Here is a 16,231-nt window from a genome sequence, read left to right on the forward strand (position 1 = left end):
AAGATGTGCGCATCCACACATGCGCACGAAGCTCGCTATGCCCGACCTGCACTCTACTCGCCGCCCGCGCACGGGCACGTCGGTCAAGCGCGCAACCAACCTGAGCCTGAGCGCGGATGTGCTCGAGGGGGCCAAACAGCTCAATATCAACATTTCGCAGATCTGCGACAACCACTTGCGCGAAGTCGTGCGGCGCGAGCAGGGGCGCAAATGGCGACTAGAGCACGCCGATTTCATTGGCGCCTACAACGCCAGCATCGAGGCCGAAGGCTTGCCGCTGGACGAGTGGAAGAGTTTTTGATGGCGCGCTTCGATGTCTATGCCAACCCTGGCAGCCATGCGGTTACCACGCCCTACCTGCTTGATGTGCAGAGCGATTTGCTCGATGGCCTTGAGAGCCGGATGGTGATCCCGCTGCGCAGCCTCAAGCACTTTCCCCAAGTCAAATTCCCAGATCGGCTGACTCCGGTATTCACCATCGAAGGCCAAGAGCTCCTGCTCGAGACGCCGAAGATGGCCGCAGTTCCAAGGCGCCTGCTGAAGCCGCCCGTAAGCTCTCTGGCGCACGCGCAAGCACAGATCACCGCTGCGCTGGATTTTTTGTTCCACGGCTACTGATGCTGCGGAACAATCGGTGCCCGAAAAATTGAGAACAGGCTACGACTTCCTCAACCCAGCAAAGCCTCGAACTCGTCTTCCGGCGCCACCGTGACGGCAACTTTCTGATGTGCGCGAAGTCTTGGCACACGCCTTTGCGCTGCTCCAGGGCTTGCAGCACCGGGGTGTGGATGTCGGTGCTGGCGCTCTCGTAGCGGCAGTCTTGGTGGATGCGCTCCATCAGCGCCCGGCAGGCTTGCAGCAGCGGGCGCTTGGCCGGGAAGGCCTTGCGCGCGTAAGCCGCCAGCGCGTCGTGGCGGGGGATGTAGGGCGATGGGTAAATGAACTCGGCCGCCGGCTGGTGCGGCTGGTGCGCGTGGTACTGCAACGCGGCGCGCACACGCCCTGATGGCCACCCAAATTCCCCCGGTTATGGCCACCTCAAACTCCCCCACCTGACCGCCAGCGCTGGCTGCAGCAGCCGTCAATTTCCCCCGGGGTGGCCACCGGCTCGGCCGAGCAAATTCCCCCACCCTGGCCACCGGCTCCTGTGCCGGCGGCCACCTCCCTATGCGAACCCCTCCGCGAGTTCATCGAAGCCCAGTTGCGTCTGAAGCGCAACGCCACGGCCATCTTCCAAGACCTGGTCGACCAACACGGCTTTGCCGGGCAGTACAACTCCGTCAAACGGTTCTGCGCCAAGCTGCGCCACAAGGAGCCCGAGCAGTTCGACCGCCTGTCCTTCCTGCCTGGCGAGGAGATGCAGGTGGACTACGGCGAGGGCGCGCCCACCCGAATGCCCGGCAGCGAGCGGTACCGCAAGCCCCGCTTGTTCGTGGCCACGCTGCGCTATTCCCGTGCCAGCTTGCGGCGCGTGGTCTGGAAGTCCAGCCAGCAGATCTGGGCCGAGCTGCACGAGCGGGCCCTGCGGTACTTCGGCGGCTGCCCGCAATACGTGGTGCTGGACAATCTGAAGGAAGGCATCCTCAAGCCCGACCTGTACGAGCCCGATCTCAACCCGGTGTACGCCGCGGCCCTGAAGGGTCGTCGCTTTGAGTCCATCGAGGCCCAGAACGAGTTCCTCGCCCACTGGGAGAAGAACTGGGCGGCCAAGCGCATCCACGGCACCGAGCGGCGCCAGGTGCAGGCCATGTTCGAGGAGGAGCGCACCCACCTCAAGGCGCTGCCGCTCTTGGGCATGCAGTATTTCAATGAGGCGGTGCGCACCGTCTGCGACGACAGCTGTGTGCGGGTGGATCACAGCAGCTACGCCGCGCGCCCGGCAGCCATCGGCTCCAAGGTCTTGGTGCGCATCTACGCCCAGCGCATCGAGATCCGTGACATCCACACCGGCGCCCTGCTGCGCACCCACGCCAAGGCCGAGCGGCCCGGCACGGTGGTGCTGCCCCAGGAGGAGCGGGTGTTCAATCCCTCGCGCGAGACCCGTCTGATCCTGCGCCAGGCCAGCGAGATCGGTGAGCACGCCAGCCGGCTGTGTGAGCTCTGCTCTTTGCCATTGAAGGCCGGGTGGGCCAGCGCAAGCTCTGGGGCATCGTGGGTTTGGTGCGGCGCTACCCCGCGCACTGCGTCGATGCCGCCTGCGCTCAGGCCCTGGAGCAAGGGGTCTACAGCTACAAGCGCGTTCTGGCTTTGGCAGAAGTCATCTTTGCCCAGGCACTGGCGGCCATCGAGACCGAGTCCACCGGTGCGTCCAGCAGTGCGTCCGCCGCCGGGGCCCGAACGCTGACCCAGCAGCATGAGCTCATCCGCGACGCGGATGAGTACGCAGATCTGTTTGCGCACGCTGCGGCCGTCACAGCCACAGCCACAGCCACAGCCACGAGCACGCTCGAGTCCGCCACGGCGAACGCCACCACCACCAACAACATCACCAACGCACCGGGAGTGCAAGCATGAACATGATCGAGATCGAACGCGCGCTGCGCGAGCTGCGTCTGTCCGGCATTGCCGAGACCCTGTCCACCCGCGTGATGCAGGCTCAGGCCGCTCAGGAGCCCTTCCTGGAGACCTTCGCCGCCATGCTGCAAGACGAGCTGGACCGCCGGCGCTCTCGCCTGACCGAGCGCCGCTTCAAACGCTCGGGCCTGGATGAGCGTCCCTCGCTGGTTGACTTCGACTGGCGCTTCAACCCGAAGCTGCCGCGCAGCGCCTGCTTCGAATTGCACACCCTGAAGTTCATCGGCGAGGGCGCCAATGCGCTGATCATCGGCAAGCCGGGCACCGGCAAGAGTCATGTGGCCAAGGCCGTGGCCTACCAGGCCACGCTGCAGGGCTATGACGCGCGGTACCTGCAAGCCGACACCGAGTTTGCTCACTACGCGTTGGCCAGCGACTCAGAGCGCACCGAGCTGCTCAAGGACTGGGTCGCGCCGGACCTGCTCGTCCTCGATGACCTGTTCCTGGCCAGGCGCATCAGCGAGCACGCCGCCGAGGTGCTGCAGGCCATCGTGCACCAGCGCTACAAGCTGCGCCGCTCCATCGTCATCACCTCCAACCGCGTGGTGCAGGACTGGGGCAAATATCTGGGCGACGCCACCATGGCCACCACCATCCTGGACCGACTCATGCACCGCTGCGCGATGCTGGAGTTCGAGGGCAAGAGCTACCGCCTCAAGGAGGCCGCTGCACGCATCGCCGTTGGACCTGAGTCGTCATAATCCGGCGGTCCTGCCTGGGGGAATTTGGGGTGGCCAAGGGTGGGGGAATTTGACCTGGCCATCGGGGACACGCGGCCACGGATCGCTCTCGGGCAGGGCCAGCGGTGGCGCGGTGGTGAGCAGGCAGGCGGCGGTCACGTCGAGGGCGTCGTGCGGGCTTTGCAGCGAAAAAAGGTGCGCCAGTACTCGCGCCCCCGCGTCAGCGACGACAACGCCTTTGTGGAAAGCTTGTTTCGTACCGCCAAGTACAGGCCGCAGTACCCCGAAGCAGGGTTTGCCGACTTGCAGGCTGCGCGCCAGTGGGCGAGCAATTTCGTGCATTGGTACAACCATGAGCACCGCCACAGTGGCATACGCTGGCGTCACGCCGGCGCAGCGCCATGCCGGACTGGACCAACAGATTTTGCAAGTACGCCACGCCCTCTACGCCCAAGCCCGCGAAGACAACCCGCTGCGCTGGTCTGGCCCCACGCGCGACTGGTCACTCATCAAAACCGTCACCCTCAACCCTGAACGAACTGAGGTGCAAAACGCTGCCCTGACGCGCAGCATTACGCAGCCCATGGCTGCTTGAGGACGCGACAAGTTGCTTGACATGTACCGTGCGCGTACCTGGTCGGGAGTGTCGTCCGCGTTCAGATCGGCCATCAGCTCGGCGACAGAGCCGAACTGCGTCACGCGGCCGGCGCGGCTATCCGCAATCGCTTCCTCGGTTTCTTTCCGTCCCATCACACCCCCACACTGAAATTGTCTTGCTCGGATCATTGAGGTTATCACTTGGAGCTAGGTTCGGATAGATTGTGCTTTTGCAAATGAGCCTGCCGGGTTAGAGTGGGCGCGTTTAGCTATACCCAAATGAACCGAAGGGAAAGTGCGTTGACAAACATCAGCCTGGCGCTCCGAGATCGCCTAGAACACCGTCAAATCATCATCTACTTCGCGGCCGTCGTAGTCGCGGCGGCCGTCGCGCTCCTGGTACCGGGCACCGAAGCGCTGGAAGGGGCGATCAATCCGGCGCTGGCCCTGATGCTCTTCGTCACCTTCTTGCAGGTGCCGCTTGCTGACCTGGGCCGCGCCTTCACACGCATTCGCTTCTTGGGTGCGTTGCTGACCACCAACTTCCTGATCGTGCCGTTGCTGGTCGCGCTCCTGGTGCAGTTCCTGCCGGCCGACCCGATGGTGAGGCTCGGCGTGCTGCTCGTGCTCCTGACGCCCTGCATCGACTACGTGGTGACGTTCTCGCACATCGGCCGCGCCGACGCCCGTTTGCTGCTGGCCGCCACCCCGATGCTGCTCATTGCGCAAATGCTGCTGCTGCCGGCTTACCTGCACGTGTTCCTGGGCGACGCAGCGGCCGAGCTGGTGCATCTAGGCCCGTTTGTTCATGCGTTTGTGTGGCTGATCGCCATCCCGCTTGTCCTGGCCGCCCTGGTGCAGTTATGGGCGGCCCGCAGCGGGGCCGGCCAGCGTGTCGCGGCGGGACTTGGTCTGCTGCCGGTGCCGGCGACGGCGCTGGTTCTGTTCGTCGTCGTGGCTGCGATGGTGCCCCAGCTCGGGGCCGCCATCGAACCCGCTTTGCGGGTGATTCCGCTCTATGTGGCGTTCGCAGTGGTCGCACCCCTCATTGGCTGGACGGTTGCCCGTCTATCGCGCCTCGATGCACCGGCTGGCCGGGCCGTGGCGTTCAGTGCGGGCACGCGCAATTCCCTGGTGGTGCTGCCGCTGGCCCTGGCGGTGCCGGGAGCTATTCCGGTGCTGCCGGCCATCATCGTGACGCAAACGATGGTCGAGCTGGTCGCCTCGGTGATCTACATGCGCCTGATACCGAGGCTCGGGGTGGCCTGAACCGCCCCGGGAATTGAGGAGGCTCCAACGTCTGAGAAGATGGAGCCATGACCACGCCAGACAAGTCGGCACCGTGTCCGCTGGACCATGTCAACCGGCAGTTTCAGGCCAGCCGACCCAATGAGCTGTGGGTGTCAGACTTCACCTATGTCTCCACCTGGCAGGGCTGGTTGTACGTGGCGTTTGTCATCGATGTCTACGCCCGGCGCATCGTGGGCTGGCGGGTCAGCCGCAGCATGCAGACGGACTTCGTGCTGGACGCGCTTGAACCGGCGCTGTATGACCGCCAGCCGGCAGCCCATGCTTTGACGCATCATTGCGACAGGGGCAGTCAATACGTCAGCATTCGCTACACCGAACGCTTGGACCAGGCGGGCATACAGCCCTCGGTTTGATTCACCGCCGGGGACCCTGGAAGACCAAGGAATCCGTGGAGCTGGCCACCCTGCAATGGGTGCACTGGTTCAACCTCGTCCGACTGCTCACGCCAATTGGGGGCATCCCTCCGGCAGAAGCTGAGGCAAACTACTGGGGGCAACTCGCCAACAGCAACACCTCTGAAGAGGTGTCAACTTAAACCAATCGGCCTCCTCGATTCCCGGTGCGGTTCACCGGCGCTACAGTATGCGCGGTGGCTGAGCCGCTGGCACTGGCGACCAAGCCCGCGACCCAATCGGCGGTACCGGCCGACAGCGTCCAGCCCAAGTGGCCGTGTCCGGTGTTGTAGTAAACGTTGGGTTTTTTGCCTCGGCCCACGCGCGGCATCATGTCGGGCATCATCGGGCGCAAACCGGCCCACGGCACCACTTGGCGCGTGTTCACGCCCGGGAAGCACTGGTTCACCCAATCGATCAGGGGTTTGATGCGGTCCGCCCGTATGTCTTTGTTGGCGCCGTTGAATTCGGCTGTGCCCGCGACGCGAAAGCGGTCTGGGCCAAGGCGGCTGGTCACCAGTTTGGTTTCATCGTCCAGCAGGCTCACCCACGGGGCCGCTTGCTGGCTGGCCTCGTCTGACAGCTGCACGGTGATGGAATAGCCTTTGACCGGGTAGATGTTGACGCGGTCACCCAGTTGAGCGGCCAGGTCGCGGCTGGTGATGCCGGCGCACACCACAAGGCCGTCGAAGCGGTGGGTGGTTTCCCCGGCAGCGTCTTGGGCTGTGACCCAAGCGCTTTGGCCGTCGCTGCGCAGGCGGCGCACTGGCTGCCCGTAGCGGATCGCTGCGCCCAAGCGCTCGGCCGCAGCGGCCAAGCCCACGGTGTATTTGTGGATGTCGCCGGTGGAATCGCTTTCGGTGTAGTAGCCGCCGTAGTACTGGCCAGCCAGCGTGGGTTCGATGGCGCGGATTTCTGCCGGCGTGACGGCCCGGCGCTGCAAACCGCCCGCGGCCAGCAGCTGGCTCACGCGGCCGGCGTGCTCAAAGCCGTTTTGGTCGCGGTATATGTGCAAAATGCCGCGCTTTTCGCTGTTGAAATCTAGCCCTTCGGCGTCGGCCCAAGCAAAAAAGTGCTCGCGCGCGGCAATGGCCAGCTTGGCGGTTGCGGTGGTGTTGCGCTCATAGTGCGGGATGTTGGCCATGAACTCCAGAAACCACGACAGCTTGTGCCAGCTCGGCTTGGGGTTGACCAGCAGCGGTGCATCGCTTTTGAGCATCCACTTGAAGCCCTTGAGAATGGTGGACCAGTGCGTCCACACCTCGGCGTTGGAGGCCGACAACTGACCGCCGTTGGCAAACGAGGTTTCCATGGCCGCGTAGCGGTTTTGCTCGAATAGGGTGACGCTCAAGCCGCGCTTGGCCAAGGCGTAGGCCGTGGTGACGCCGGTGATGCCTCCGCCAACGACTGCGATCGATTTCATGAGTTGGCTCCAAAGTGTCAGAAAGGGCAGGCACACTCCGCTCTGTGCGGAATGCGCGCCCCCTCTGTTTGGAACCTGAGAGATTCATGACCCGTGGCTTTGGGTCACTTGCTCCTGCGGTGGGTCGGGCGATGAGGCCGACCACTCTTCAGAGATTTGCATGGCAAGCGCCGGTCCTTTGGCCTGAGAGTTTCCGGGGCGGTTGCTCCTTCGGCGCCCACCTCAATGAAGGGCGGATCTCTCCCGACGCTTGTGCAGGTAGTGATACCGTAGATGTTACTGCAATACCGGGGTTTGTGGCTTAACTGCAGAAAAATGCAGGGGCAAGCCCCAGCCCCAGCCCCACCGCCTACAGCCCGAGCTGATCGAGCGCCGCCGCGAGTTGCGCCACGCTGCGCTCGGGCTGCGCCAGTTTGTCGAGGCCAAACAGGCCGATGCGGAAGGTGCGCCAGTCGGCCGGTTCGTCGCACATCAGGGGCACACCGGCGGCGCTCTGGATGCCGATGGCGCGAAACTTTTGCCCGTTTTGCAGCAGCGGGTCGCTGGTGTGGCTCACCACCACGCCCGGGGCTTGGTAGCCGGCTGCGGCGACGCTGCGCAGGCCGCGCGACTCGAACAGGGCGCGCACTTGCCGACCGAGCAGGTTTTGCTGCGCACGCGCGCGCTCGAAGCCAAAGGCTTGGGTTTCGAACATGACCTCGCGCAGCCGCACCAGCGCGTCGGTGGGCATGGTGCTGTGGTAGGTGTGGCCGCCGGCTTCGTAAGCCTGCATGACTTGCAGCCATTTTTTCAGGTCGCAGGCAAAGCTGCTGCTGCGCGTGTGCTCGATGGCGGCGCTGGCGCGTTCGCCCAGCACCACCATGGCGCAGGCGGGCGAGCCGCTCCAGCCTTTTTGCGGCGCGCTGATGAGCACATCGACGGCGCAGGCCTGCATGTCGACCCACAGCGCCCCCGAGGCGATGCAGTCGAGCACGAACAGGCCATCGACGGCGCGCACCGCTTCGCCGACGGCGCGCAGGTAGTCGTCGGGCAACAGCAGGCCGGCGGCGGTTTCCACGTGCGGGGCAAAGACCACGGCCGGGCGCTCGCGCGCAATGGTGGCCAGCACCTCGTCGAGCGGACACGGCTGCCAAGGTGCCTGCGGTTCATCGGCGCAGGGGCGGGCTTTGAGCACCAGTTCCTGCGCCGGGATGGTGCCCATCTCGAAAATCTGCGACCAGCGGTAGCTGAACCAGCCGTTGCGCAGCACCAGCACCTTGCGCCCACCGGCAAACTGGCGCGCCACCGCTTCCATGCCAAAGGTGCCGCTGCCCGGCACCAGCGCGGTGGCGTGGCCGTTATAGACCTGTTTGAGCAGGGCCGAGATATCGACCATCACGCGCTGGAAGCGCTGCGACATGTGATTCAGGGCGCGGTCGGTATAGACGACCGAGAACTCGAGCAGGCCGTCGGGGTCGATTTGGGGCAGCAAAGCGGGCATTGGGGCTCCTGTCCTGAAAAAGGGGGGCGTTTGGAGCTTAGCACGCGGCGCCGGGCTGCCGTGCAAGGGCCTACGCGGCTGCGGTGGAATGCCCGGGCGCCGGCACGCCGAAACGCTGCTGCAACGGCGGCAGGTTGAACTGTGCCAGCACCTGCTGCAGGCGCTGGCGCGCCTGGGCGCGTGGCGGGCCGACTTTGCGCGCCAAAATCAGTTCGTTTTTCAGTGAATGCTCCCAGCCCACCAGTTCGGTCACCGTGACCTGGTAGCCATGGGCCTCGAGCTGCAGGCAGCGCAGCACGTTGGTCAGGTGGCTGCCAAACTCGCGCGTGTGCAGCGCGTGACGCCAGAGTTCGCTCAACGGCGCGCGCGGCTGGGGCGCAGCCGCCGACAGGCCCTTGTAATGGCGCATGGCGGAGGCGACTTCGGCCTGGCAGCACGGCACCAGCACCAGGTGTTGCGCCCGGTGCGCCAGCGCAAAGGCGATGGCGTCGTCGGTGGCGGTGTCGCAGGCGTGCAGGGCAGTGACCACATCGACCACCGGCGCCAGCTCGGCCTGCAGCGCCTGCTGCACCGTGGCGGCGACAAAGCCCATGCGCGCAAAGCCCAGCCGCTGCGCCAGCGCCTGCGCGCTGTGCACCAGTTCGGCGCGCGCCTCGACGCCGATCACCCGGCCTTGGCTGCGCGCCTTGAAAAAGCGGTCGTAGAGCAGAAAACCCAAATAAGACTTGCCGCAACCGTGATCGACCAGCGTCACGTCGCCGCGCCGCTGCAGCACGTCGAGCAGCAGCGGTTCGATAAAGTGCAGCAGATGCTGCACCTGCTTGAGCTTGCGCCGGCTGTCTTGGTTCAGGCGGCCGTCGCGCGTAACAATGTGCAGGTGCTGCAGCAGCTCGATCGACTGCCCGCTCAGCAGCGGGTCGGGGGTGTGGGGCGGGGGGCTCATAAGCCCAGCGATTGTGCCAGTGCGTCCATGCGCTGGGTTACCGCGGGGCTCATGTGGATGCTGCGGCCCCATTCGCGCGTGGTTTCGCCGGGCCATTTGTGGGTCGCATCCAGCCCCATCTTGCTGCCCAGGCCGCTGACGGGCGAGGCAAAGTCGAGGTAGTCGATCGGGGTTTGTTCCACCAGCATGCAGTCGCGCGCCGGGTCCATGCGGGTGGTGATGGCCCAGACCACCTCGCGCCAGTCGCGCACGTCGATGTCGTCATCGACGACGACGATAAACTTGGTGTACATGAACTGGCGCAAATGGCTCCAGATGCCCATCATCACCCGCCGCGCGTGGCCGGCATACGCCTTGCGGATGCTGACCAGCGCCAGGCGGTAGCTGCAGCCCTCGGGCGGGAGATAAAAATCCACCACCTCGGGCAGGGCGCGTTGCAGCAGCGGGATGAAGAGCTCGTTGAGCGCCTGCCCGAGCACGGCCGGCTCGTCGGGCGGCTTGCCGGTGTAGGTCGAGTGGTAGATCGGCGCCGTGCGCTGGGTCAGGCGCTGCACCGTGAATACCGGGAACTCGGCGCGTTCGTTGTAGTAGCCGGTGTGGTCGCCATAAGGGCCTTCGAGCGCGTGCTGCCAGCCGCTGGGGTGCAGGGGATCGGGCAGGATATGCCCTTCGAGCACGATTTCGGCTTGGGCCGGCACCTGCAGCGGCACGCCGATGGCGGGCGCGACTTCGGTGCGGGCGCCACGCAGCAGGCCGGCAAATTGGTATTCCGAGAGCGCGTCGGGCACCGGTGTCACGGCACCGAGCAGGGTCGCCGGGTCGGCGCCGATGGCCACGGCCAAGGGGAAGGGCTGGCCCGGATGCAAGCGGCAGTGGTCGCGAAAGTCGAGCGCGCCGCCACGGTGCGCCAGCCAGCGCATGATGAGCTGGTTGCGCCCGAGCAGCTGCTGGCGGTAGATGCCCAAGTTCTGGCGCGGCTTGTGCGGCCCGCGTGTGATCACCAGGCCCCAAGTCAGCAGCGGGGCCACGTCGTCGGGCCAGCAGTGCTGTATGGGCAACTGCTGCAGATCGACGTCGGGGCCCTCGAACTGCACCTGTTGGCACGGCGGGCGTTGCAGCACCTGGGGCCGCATGCGCCAGAGCGCGCGCGCCATGGCCGCCAGCTGGGGGGCGTCGCGCAGGCCGCGTGGGGCCTCGGGCTCTTTGAGCTGGGCCAAGAGCTGGCCAAACTGGCGCAGCCCCGCCACCGACTCGAGGCCGCAGGCGCGCGCCACCCGCGCCGGGGTGCCAAACAGGTTGGCCAGCACCGGCATCGGGTAGCCGCTCGGGTGTTCAAACAACAGCGCCGGGCCGCCGGCGCGCAACACCCGGTCGCACAGCGCCGTCATTTCGAGCTTGGGTGAGACCGGCGCGGCGATGTGGCGCAACTCGCCCGCCGCTTCGAGCTGGCCCATGAAGTCGCGCAGGTCGCGGTAGGGCATGGTGGTGTTTTTAAGTTCCGGTGTGGCTAGGGGCCGCGCTGCCGAGCCCGGTCCAGCGCTGGGCGCGTAGGTGCGCCAGCCCGAGCAAGTCGAGCACGCGCATCAGGCTGGCGTCCACCAGATCCTCGATGCTGCGTGGGTGCTGATAAAAAGCCGGCATGGGCGGGCAGATGATGCCGCCCATCTCGGTGACTTGGAGCATGTGGCGCAGGTGGCCCAGGTGCAGCGGCGCTTCGCGCGGCAGCAGGATCAGGCGCCGGCGCTCTTTGAGCATGACGTCGGCGGCACGCACGATCAGGTTGTCGGCCAAGCTCAGCGCGATCGCTGCCAGGCTGCGCATCGAGCACGGGGCCACCACCATGCCGTGGCAGCGAAAGGAGCCGCTGGCGGGCGCGGCCCCGATGTGGTGCACGTCGTGCAGTTGCGCCACCGCTGCGCGCACATCGTCTGGCCCGAGGTCCAGCTCGTGCTGCAGGGTCAGCCAGCCGGCATCGGAGACCAGCGCATGAACCTCGAGCGCGGGCAGTTCGCGCAGCAGTTGCAGCAGCCGCCAGCCATACACGGCGCCGCTGGCCCCGGTGATGGCCACCAGCAGGCGCTGCACGCTGGGCGGGGCCTCAGGCTGCATGGGGCTGCAGGTGCTCCAAGCCGCGCCGCACCCGGTAGAGCACGGCTTCGGCCTGCTCGGGGTCGAAGTCTTCGTGGCGGCGTTTGCGCACGCCGTAAATCTGCAGCTGATGGTGTTGCGTCGGCTCGATGCCGTGGCGGCGCAGGCAGTGCGCGGCGCAAGACAGTGGGCAGCCGTCGAGCACGACGATCGGGCGCCGCGCGTGGGCGAGCTTGAGCAGCGAGGGCACGTCGCCGCCGACGCCGGCAATGCACGACATCTCGGCCACGCCGCTGCGATCGAGCCGCAGCGCCACGTGGTTGGCCAGTTGCGCGGCGCTCGAACAGCCCGAGCAAGCGTAGATCAAGGGCTTGGGTTTGGAGTTGGGTGCCATTATTGGGCCTGTTCGTGGGGTGCGGGGCGGGATGGGGCGCGCGGTGGCGGTGGGGCTGTGGCACCACAGGCATCGAGGCGCTGGCGCAGCCGCTGCAGCAGCGCCGGGGGCGTCCAGTCCGCGTGCCCAAACAGCGGCCAGTCGAGCGCATCGAGCGCGTTCTTGACCACCAGCCCGAGTTCGGTGTCGCCCTGCAGCGACAGGCGGCGGTTGAAAAACAGCGTGTCAGGGTCGTCTAGGCGCTGGGCCAGCCGCAGCAGGTCGCAGGCGTCGGCGCTCAGGGTCAGGTCGGGCTCGGGTTGTGGCGCACAGGGCAGAAACAGGCTGCGCTGCCAAGCGAAGTCAAAGCGCAGACCGGCGTCGCGCACCTGGATGCAAAAACGCTTGCCCTGCATGTGCGCGGCGACGTCGGGCGGCAACTGGCGCGCCAGTACCGCGTTCAAGCCCAGCACCAGCAGCAGCGAGCCGGGGTAGCGCGGCAGCCGGGACAAGACGGCCGCCAGCGGGGCCGGAACGCGCGGGCGCGCAGCGGGTGCCAAGCTGGGGTTCATATGCAGTCGTTCATCCGTTGAGGTAGAGCAAAAGGGCCACAAAGTGGCAGGCGCTGCCACCGAGCACAAACAGGTGCCAGATGCCGTGGCTGTGGCGGATGCGCTCTTTGGCGACATAAAACAGCACGCCCAAGGTGTAGAGCACGCCGCCGCCGAGCAGCCAAGACAAACCGGCCCAACCCAAGGCTTGCCAAAGCGGCCCGATCACTACCAGGGCCAACCAGCCCATGCCTAGGTAGATCGCCAGCGAGAGGATGCGTGAGCCCCGAGCCAGCGGACTGAGCTCGAGCGCAACCCCTAGAGTCGCCAGCGACCAAGATGCAGCCAGCACGAGCCAGCCGGTGCTGCCGGGCAGCGCCAGCAGCGCAAACGGCGTGTAGCTGCCGGCGATGAACAGGTAGATGCTGCAATGATCCAGCTTCTGGAACACGGCTTTGGCCTTGCCACGCAGGCTGTGGTAGAGCGTCGAGGCCAGAAAGAGCGTGACCAAGGTCGCGCCGTAGATGCTGAAGGCCACGATGCGCCAAGGGTCGCCGCTGAGCGCGGCCAAGGTGATGAGCAGCGTGGCCCCAATCAAGGCCAGCGCAGCCCCGACTAGGTGGCTGATGCTGTTGAAGCGTTCTCCGCTGTACATAAACTCAGCTCCGGGCCCAAGGGGCGGTGGCGACACGCGCCAGCCCGGGCTGGCCATGCCAGTAGCCATTGCAGTCGGCGCTGGGCAGCAGCTCGAGCAGGGCGCTGCGCGCCGCGGCTGCATCCAGCTGGCCGCAGCGCACGGCGTGGTACAGGTCGATCACGTCGGCCGTGTGCAGCGCCTGCGGCACGATGCGCGCCACTTCCACGCCCAGCGCCACCAGATCGGCCCAGCAGTCGATCAGGCTGTGCACTTGCGCCGACTGGGTTTGCAGGCCGTTGAGCACCAAAAACTCGCTCTGCTCGCGCGTGCGCAGCAGCAGGCCCTCGGGGTGTTCGAGGCAGCGAAACTGGCAGTCGTCCTTGGGCAGGCGGTGGTGCCGGGCGGTGAAGCAGCGCGCCGAAAAGGCCAGCGGCAGGCGGCCGTGCACCAGCACCTCGGTCTGCAGCGCCGCCGGGCGGCGATCCTGCAGCAGCGCCAAATCCTCGCGCCGCAGTTCGAGCGCCGCCACCCAGCGCTTGGCGCCAAGGGCGGCGATCCACTCCAGCGCCGGGCCGTTGTAGAGGTTGAGATGCGGCCCAGCGACGAAAGGCAGCCCAGCAGCCGACAGCACGCCGACCGCGCCCATGTCGTTGGCCTCGACCTCGAACTCGCCATTGGCCACCACGCGCTGCATGGCGCTGACCTCCGAGCCCGATTCGAGCAGCACCTGGGTGGACAGCAACGCCGTCTTGCCGGCCGCGCGCAGCAGCCGCGCGAGCTCGATCCAGTCGCCCAAACGCAGCTCGTGGCGGCGCGAGCATACGGTCTCGCCCAGATAGACCAGATCGACGGGCGTGGCAGCGATGGCGGTGTAGAAATCAAACACCTGCGCGCGCGGCCAGTAGTAGGGCAGGGGTGCCAACGCCAGCGCTGGGGCGGTGGCCGCAACGGTGTTCGGGGCCAAGGCGGTGGCGCTCATTTCCAGGCCCTCTGATAAGCACCCAAGGTGTGTTGCTGGCCTTCGGCCACGGCGTCGAGCGCGGCCAGCCACTCGCCCCGCGGGCGGTAATGCTGCGGCTGGGCCTTGCAGGCGTCGATGGCGGCGCGCCAGACTTGGGTCACCTGCGCCACGTAGGCCGGGCTGCGCTGGCGGCCCTCGATCTTGATGGCGCGCACCCCCATCTGCAGCAGTTGCGGCAGCAGGCTCAGGGTGTTGAGGCTGGTGGGCTCTTCGATGGCGTAGTCGTGGGCGCGCTCGGCGACGTCGAAGCGGCCCTTGCACAGGGTCGGGTAGCCGGCGTTTTCGTCTGGGCCGTAGCGGTCGATCAGCACCCCGCCCAGGCGCGCTTCTAGACCAGAGGGCGTTTCGTGCCAGCGCACCGCCTTGGCCGGCGAGCACACGCCGTGGGTGTTGGGCGACTCGCCGGTGACAAAGGACGACAGCGCGCAGCGGCCCTCGACCATCACGCACAGGCTGCCAAAACCGAAGACCTCGATCTCGACCGGGGTCTTTTGCACCACTTGGCGCACCTGCTCGAGCGCCAGCACGCGCGGCAGCACGGCGCGCACGATGCCAAACTGGCGCTGGTAAAAGTTGATGGCCTCGAAGTTGGTGGCCGAGCCCTGCACCGACAAATGCAGGCGCAGCCCCGGGTGGCGCTGGCAGGCGTAGCGCAGCAGCCCCGGGTCGGCGAGGATGACGGCATCGACCCCCAGCGTGACGGCCTGATCCAGCGCCTGCTGCCAGCGCTCGGGCTGCGCCGCCTGCGCGTAGGTGTTGATGGCCAGGTACACTTGGCAGCCGCGCGCGTGCGCGTAGGCCAAGCCGCTGGTCAAGGCCGGCGGGTCGAAGTTCAGGCCGGCGAAGTTGCGCGCATTGGTGGCGTCGCGCAGCCCCAGATAGACCGCGTTGGCACCGTGGTCCACGGCTTGCTTGAGCGCGGCCAAGCTACCGGCAGGGCAGATCAAATCCATGCCAGCCACTATACCCCCAGCGCAGGCTGCACAGCGGGGGTAGTAGTGCCTCAGGACGATAGGCCTAGGGGATGATGCCGCTACCGTGGCCCCAAGCGCAGGGCATCGACGGCAGCGCGCACCACGGCCTGGACGTTGCCGTTGGCGCCAAAGCTGCGCCGCAGATAGGTGGCGTGGTTGCCGTCGCGGCCGGCTACGCGCTCGATCTCGTCCAAGCCGGCTTGCGACTCCAGCGCTTGGGCATGCGGGGCCAGCCGGCGCAGCGTGGCCAAGATGTCTTCCCGGATGCTGATGGGCTCGCGCGTCTTGGGGTGCACCAGCAAACCGTCGAGCCCAAAGCGGCAGGCCTGAAAACGGTTGTAGGTGTAAACCAAGTAATCGTCTTCGGCTGGCGGCTCCTCGAGCCGATGCAAGAGGTGGCGGCACAGGGTTTGCAAATAGGCCGCCAAGGCGGCGGCGCGCTCGACCGTCAGCGGCGTGTCGCAGACGCGCAACTCGATGGTGCCGTATTCGGGCTTGGGCCGGATGTCCCAGTAAAAATCTTTCATCGAGCGCACCACGCCGGTCGATTCCATTTTGCTGAAATAGCCTTCGCTGAACTCGTCCCAGCGCAGCACGAAAGGGGCGCGGCCGCTGAGCGGGAAGGCAAAGACCGAGTTCAGGCGCGCCGAATCGAACAAGGTGTCCACCCCTTGCGAGTAGGGCGATGAGGCCGACAAAGCGATGAAATGCGGCACAAAGCGGTTGAGCGAGTGCAGCAAAAACAAAGCCTCGTCGGCCGACTCGCAGCCGATGTGGACGTGCTGACCAAAAATCGTGAATTGCTTGGCCAGATAGCCGTACAGGTTGGAGAGCTGCGCGAAGCGCGGGCGCGCAAAGATGCGCTGCTCGAACCAGCGCTGAAACGGGTGGGTGCCGCCGCCTGCGATTTCAAGGTTGAGCCGGTCGCAGCCCTGCACCAGCGCATCGCGCATGGCGTGCAGTTGCGTCAGCAAGCCGGCGTGGCCGGTGTGGATGCCGGTGGCCACTTCGATCATGCTCTGCGTCATCTCGGGCGTGACCGTGCCCGGGAAGGGCTTGCGTGCGAGCAGCTCGAGCAGGTCGTCGGCGCTGCTCGAGAGGTCGTGGTCGTAGGTGTTGACGAGCTGCAGCTCGAGCTCGACGCCCATGGTCAGGGCGTTGCTGGATTTGAAGGCTTCGAGTCCCAT

Annotated in this window: 16 protein-coding genes, 3 pseudogenes and 1 riboswitch; of the genes and pseudogenes, 7 read left to right on the forward strand and 12 right to left on the reverse strand. The window is 66.3% G+C overall.

The annotated features are described in order from the left end of the window. The first annotated feature begins 19 nt into the window (after nucleotides 1-19). Together ACVMK0_RS00355 and ACVMK0_RS00360 are read left to right on the forward strand one after the other, a co-directional pair. Nucleotides 20-301 carry a type II toxin-antitoxin system CcdA family antitoxin gene (locus ACVMK0_RS00355; protein WP_476463916.1) on the forward strand — a complete coding sequence of 94 codons (282 nt, stop codon included), beginning with the start codon at nucleotides 20-22 and terminating at the stop codon, nucleotides 299-301. After that, complete coding sequence (locus ACVMK0_RS00360) at nucleotides 301-618, forward strand: CcdB family protein (RefSeq protein ID WP_250960780.1); 318 nt, start codon at nucleotides 301-303, stop codon at nucleotides 616-618. The genes ACVMK0_RS00355 and ACVMK0_RS00360 overlap by 1 nt, the downstream gene beginning before the upstream one ends. Here the strand turns inward: ACVMK0_RS00360 and ACVMK0_RS00365 are convergent. After that, nucleotides 581-997: a transglutaminase-like domain-containing protein gene (locus tag ACVMK0_RS00365; RefSeq protein ID WP_250960679.1), complete on the reverse strand. Its 417-nt coding sequence runs from the start codon at nucleotides 995-997 to the stop codon at nucleotides 581-583. The genes ACVMK0_RS00360 and ACVMK0_RS00365 overlap by 38 nt on opposite strands. Nucleotides 998-1,078: 81 nt before the next feature. On the opposite strand from ACVMK0_RS00365, the pseudogene ACVMK0_RS00370 reads away from it, so the two are divergent. The 5 genes and pseudogenes from ACVMK0_RS00370 to ACVMK0_RS00390 all read left to right on the forward strand — a co-directional run. Continuing rightward, nucleotides 1,079-2,514, forward strand: a pseudogene (locus ACVMK0_RS00370) (Mu transposase domain-containing protein); the annotation flags it as partial. After that, entirely contained in the window at nucleotides 2,511-3,275 is a 765-nt protein-coding gene (gene istB / locus ACVMK0_RS00375) for an IS21-like element helper ATPase IstB (RefSeq protein WP_250960680.1), read from the forward strand. The pseudogene ACVMK0_RS00370 and the gene istB, both read left to right, overlap by 4 nt. Nucleotides 3,276-3,464: 189 nt before the next feature. Further along, nucleotides 3,465-3,849: pseudogene (locus ACVMK0_RS00380) on the forward strand (integrase core domain-containing protein); the annotation flags it as partial. Nucleotides 3,850-4,151: 302 nt separating this feature from the next. After that, nucleotides 4,152-5,120, forward strand: coding sequence for an arsenic resistance protein (locus ACVMK0_RS00385; protein WP_476463917.1), 969 nt, complete (start codon nucleotides 4,152-4,154; stop codon nucleotides 5,118-5,120). Nucleotides 5,121-5,170: 50 nt separating this feature from the next. Continuing rightward, nucleotides 5,171-5,697 (forward strand): annotated as a pseudogene (locus ACVMK0_RS00390) (IS3 family transposase); the annotation flags it as partial. Here ACVMK0_RS00390 and ACVMK0_RS00395 read toward each other — a convergent pair. The 11 genes from ACVMK0_RS00395 to ACVMK0_RS00445 form a co-directional block, all read right to left on the reverse strand. Further along, complete coding sequence (locus tag ACVMK0_RS00395) at nucleotides 5,694-6,977, reverse strand: D-amino acid dehydrogenase (protein WP_476463918.1); 1,284 nt, start codon at nucleotides 6,975-6,977, stop codon at nucleotides 5,694-5,696. The pseudogene ACVMK0_RS00390 and the gene ACVMK0_RS00395 overlap by 4 nt on opposite strands. Nucleotides 6,978-7,138: 161 nt before the next feature. Then, nucleotides 7,139-7,233, reverse strand: a riboswitch (glycine riboswitch). A 93-nt stretch (nucleotides 7,234-7,326) separates the two neighbouring features. Beyond that, the gene (locus ACVMK0_RS00400; protein WP_476463919.1) at nucleotides 7,327-8,457 is read right to left on the reverse strand and encodes a pyridoxal-phosphate-dependent aminotransferase family protein; all 1,131 of its coding nucleotides are present in this window, start codon (nucleotides 8,455-8,457) and stop codon (nucleotides 7,327-7,329) included. A 70-nt stretch (nucleotides 8,458-8,527) separates the two neighbouring features. Continuing rightward, on the reverse strand, nucleotides 8,528-9,400 hold the full coding sequence (locus ACVMK0_RS00405; RefSeq protein WP_476463920.1) for a class I SAM-dependent methyltransferase: 873 nt from the start codon (nucleotides 9,398-9,400) through the stop codon (nucleotides 8,528-8,530). Beyond that, the gene (gene ubiD, locus ACVMK0_RS00410) at nucleotides 9,397-10,881 is read right to left on the reverse strand and encodes a 4-hydroxy-3-polyprenylbenzoate decarboxylase (protein ID WP_476463921.1); all 1,485 of its coding nucleotides are present in this window, start codon (nucleotides 10,879-10,881) and stop codon (nucleotides 9,397-9,399) included. Before ubiD ends, ACVMK0_RS00405 begins: the two co-directional genes overlap by 4 nt. A gap of 10 nt (nucleotides 10,882-10,891) precedes the next feature. After that, the gene (locus ACVMK0_RS00415; RefSeq protein WP_476463922.1) at nucleotides 10,892-11,509 is read right to left on the reverse strand and encodes a UbiX family flavin prenyltransferase; all 618 of its coding nucleotides are present in this window, start codon (nucleotides 11,507-11,509) and stop codon (nucleotides 10,892-10,894) included. Continuing rightward, nucleotides 11,499-11,882 (reverse strand): putative zinc-binding protein, encoded by a 384-nt coding sequence (locus ACVMK0_RS00420; RefSeq protein WP_476463923.1) that lies wholly within the window; start codon nucleotides 11,880-11,882, stop codon nucleotides 11,499-11,501. The genes ACVMK0_RS00415 and ACVMK0_RS00420 overlap by 11 nt, the downstream gene beginning before the upstream one ends. Beyond that, complete coding sequence (ubiT, locus tag ACVMK0_RS00425; RefSeq protein ID WP_476463924.1) at nucleotides 11,882-12,433, reverse strand: ubiquinone anaerobic biosynthesis accessory factor UbiT; 552 nt, start codon at nucleotides 12,431-12,433, stop codon at nucleotides 11,882-11,884. Before ubiT ends, ACVMK0_RS00420 begins: the two co-directional genes overlap by 1 nt. Nucleotides 12,434-12,443: 10 nt before the next feature. After that, a complete protein-coding gene (trhA, locus tag ACVMK0_RS00430; RefSeq protein ID WP_045534259.1) occupies nucleotides 12,444-13,067 on the reverse strand; it encodes a PAQR family membrane homeostasis protein TrhA in 624 nt (207 codons plus the stop codon). A 4-nt stretch (nucleotides 13,068-13,071) separates the two neighbouring features. Then, nucleotides 13,072-14,028, reverse strand: a complete 957-nt coding sequence (locus ACVMK0_RS00435) for a U32 family peptidase (RefSeq protein WP_476463925.1) — start codon at nucleotides 14,026-14,028, stop codon at nucleotides 13,072-13,074. Further along, complete coding sequence (gene ubiU / locus ACVMK0_RS00440; protein WP_476463926.1) at nucleotides 14,025-15,023, reverse strand: ubiquinone anaerobic biosynthesis protein UbiU; 999 nt, start codon at nucleotides 15,021-15,023, stop codon at nucleotides 14,025-14,027. The genes ACVMK0_RS00435 and ubiU overlap by 4 nt, the downstream gene beginning before the upstream one ends. A gap of 80 nt (nucleotides 15,024-15,103) precedes the next feature. Continuing rightward, nucleotides 15,104-16,231, reverse strand: a complete 1,128-nt coding sequence (locus ACVMK0_RS00445; RefSeq protein ID WP_045534265.1) for a YbdK family carboxylate-amine ligase — start codon at nucleotides 16,229-16,231, stop codon at nucleotides 15,104-15,106.

Source organism: Serpentinimonas sp. SSL01 (assembly GCF_056323735.1).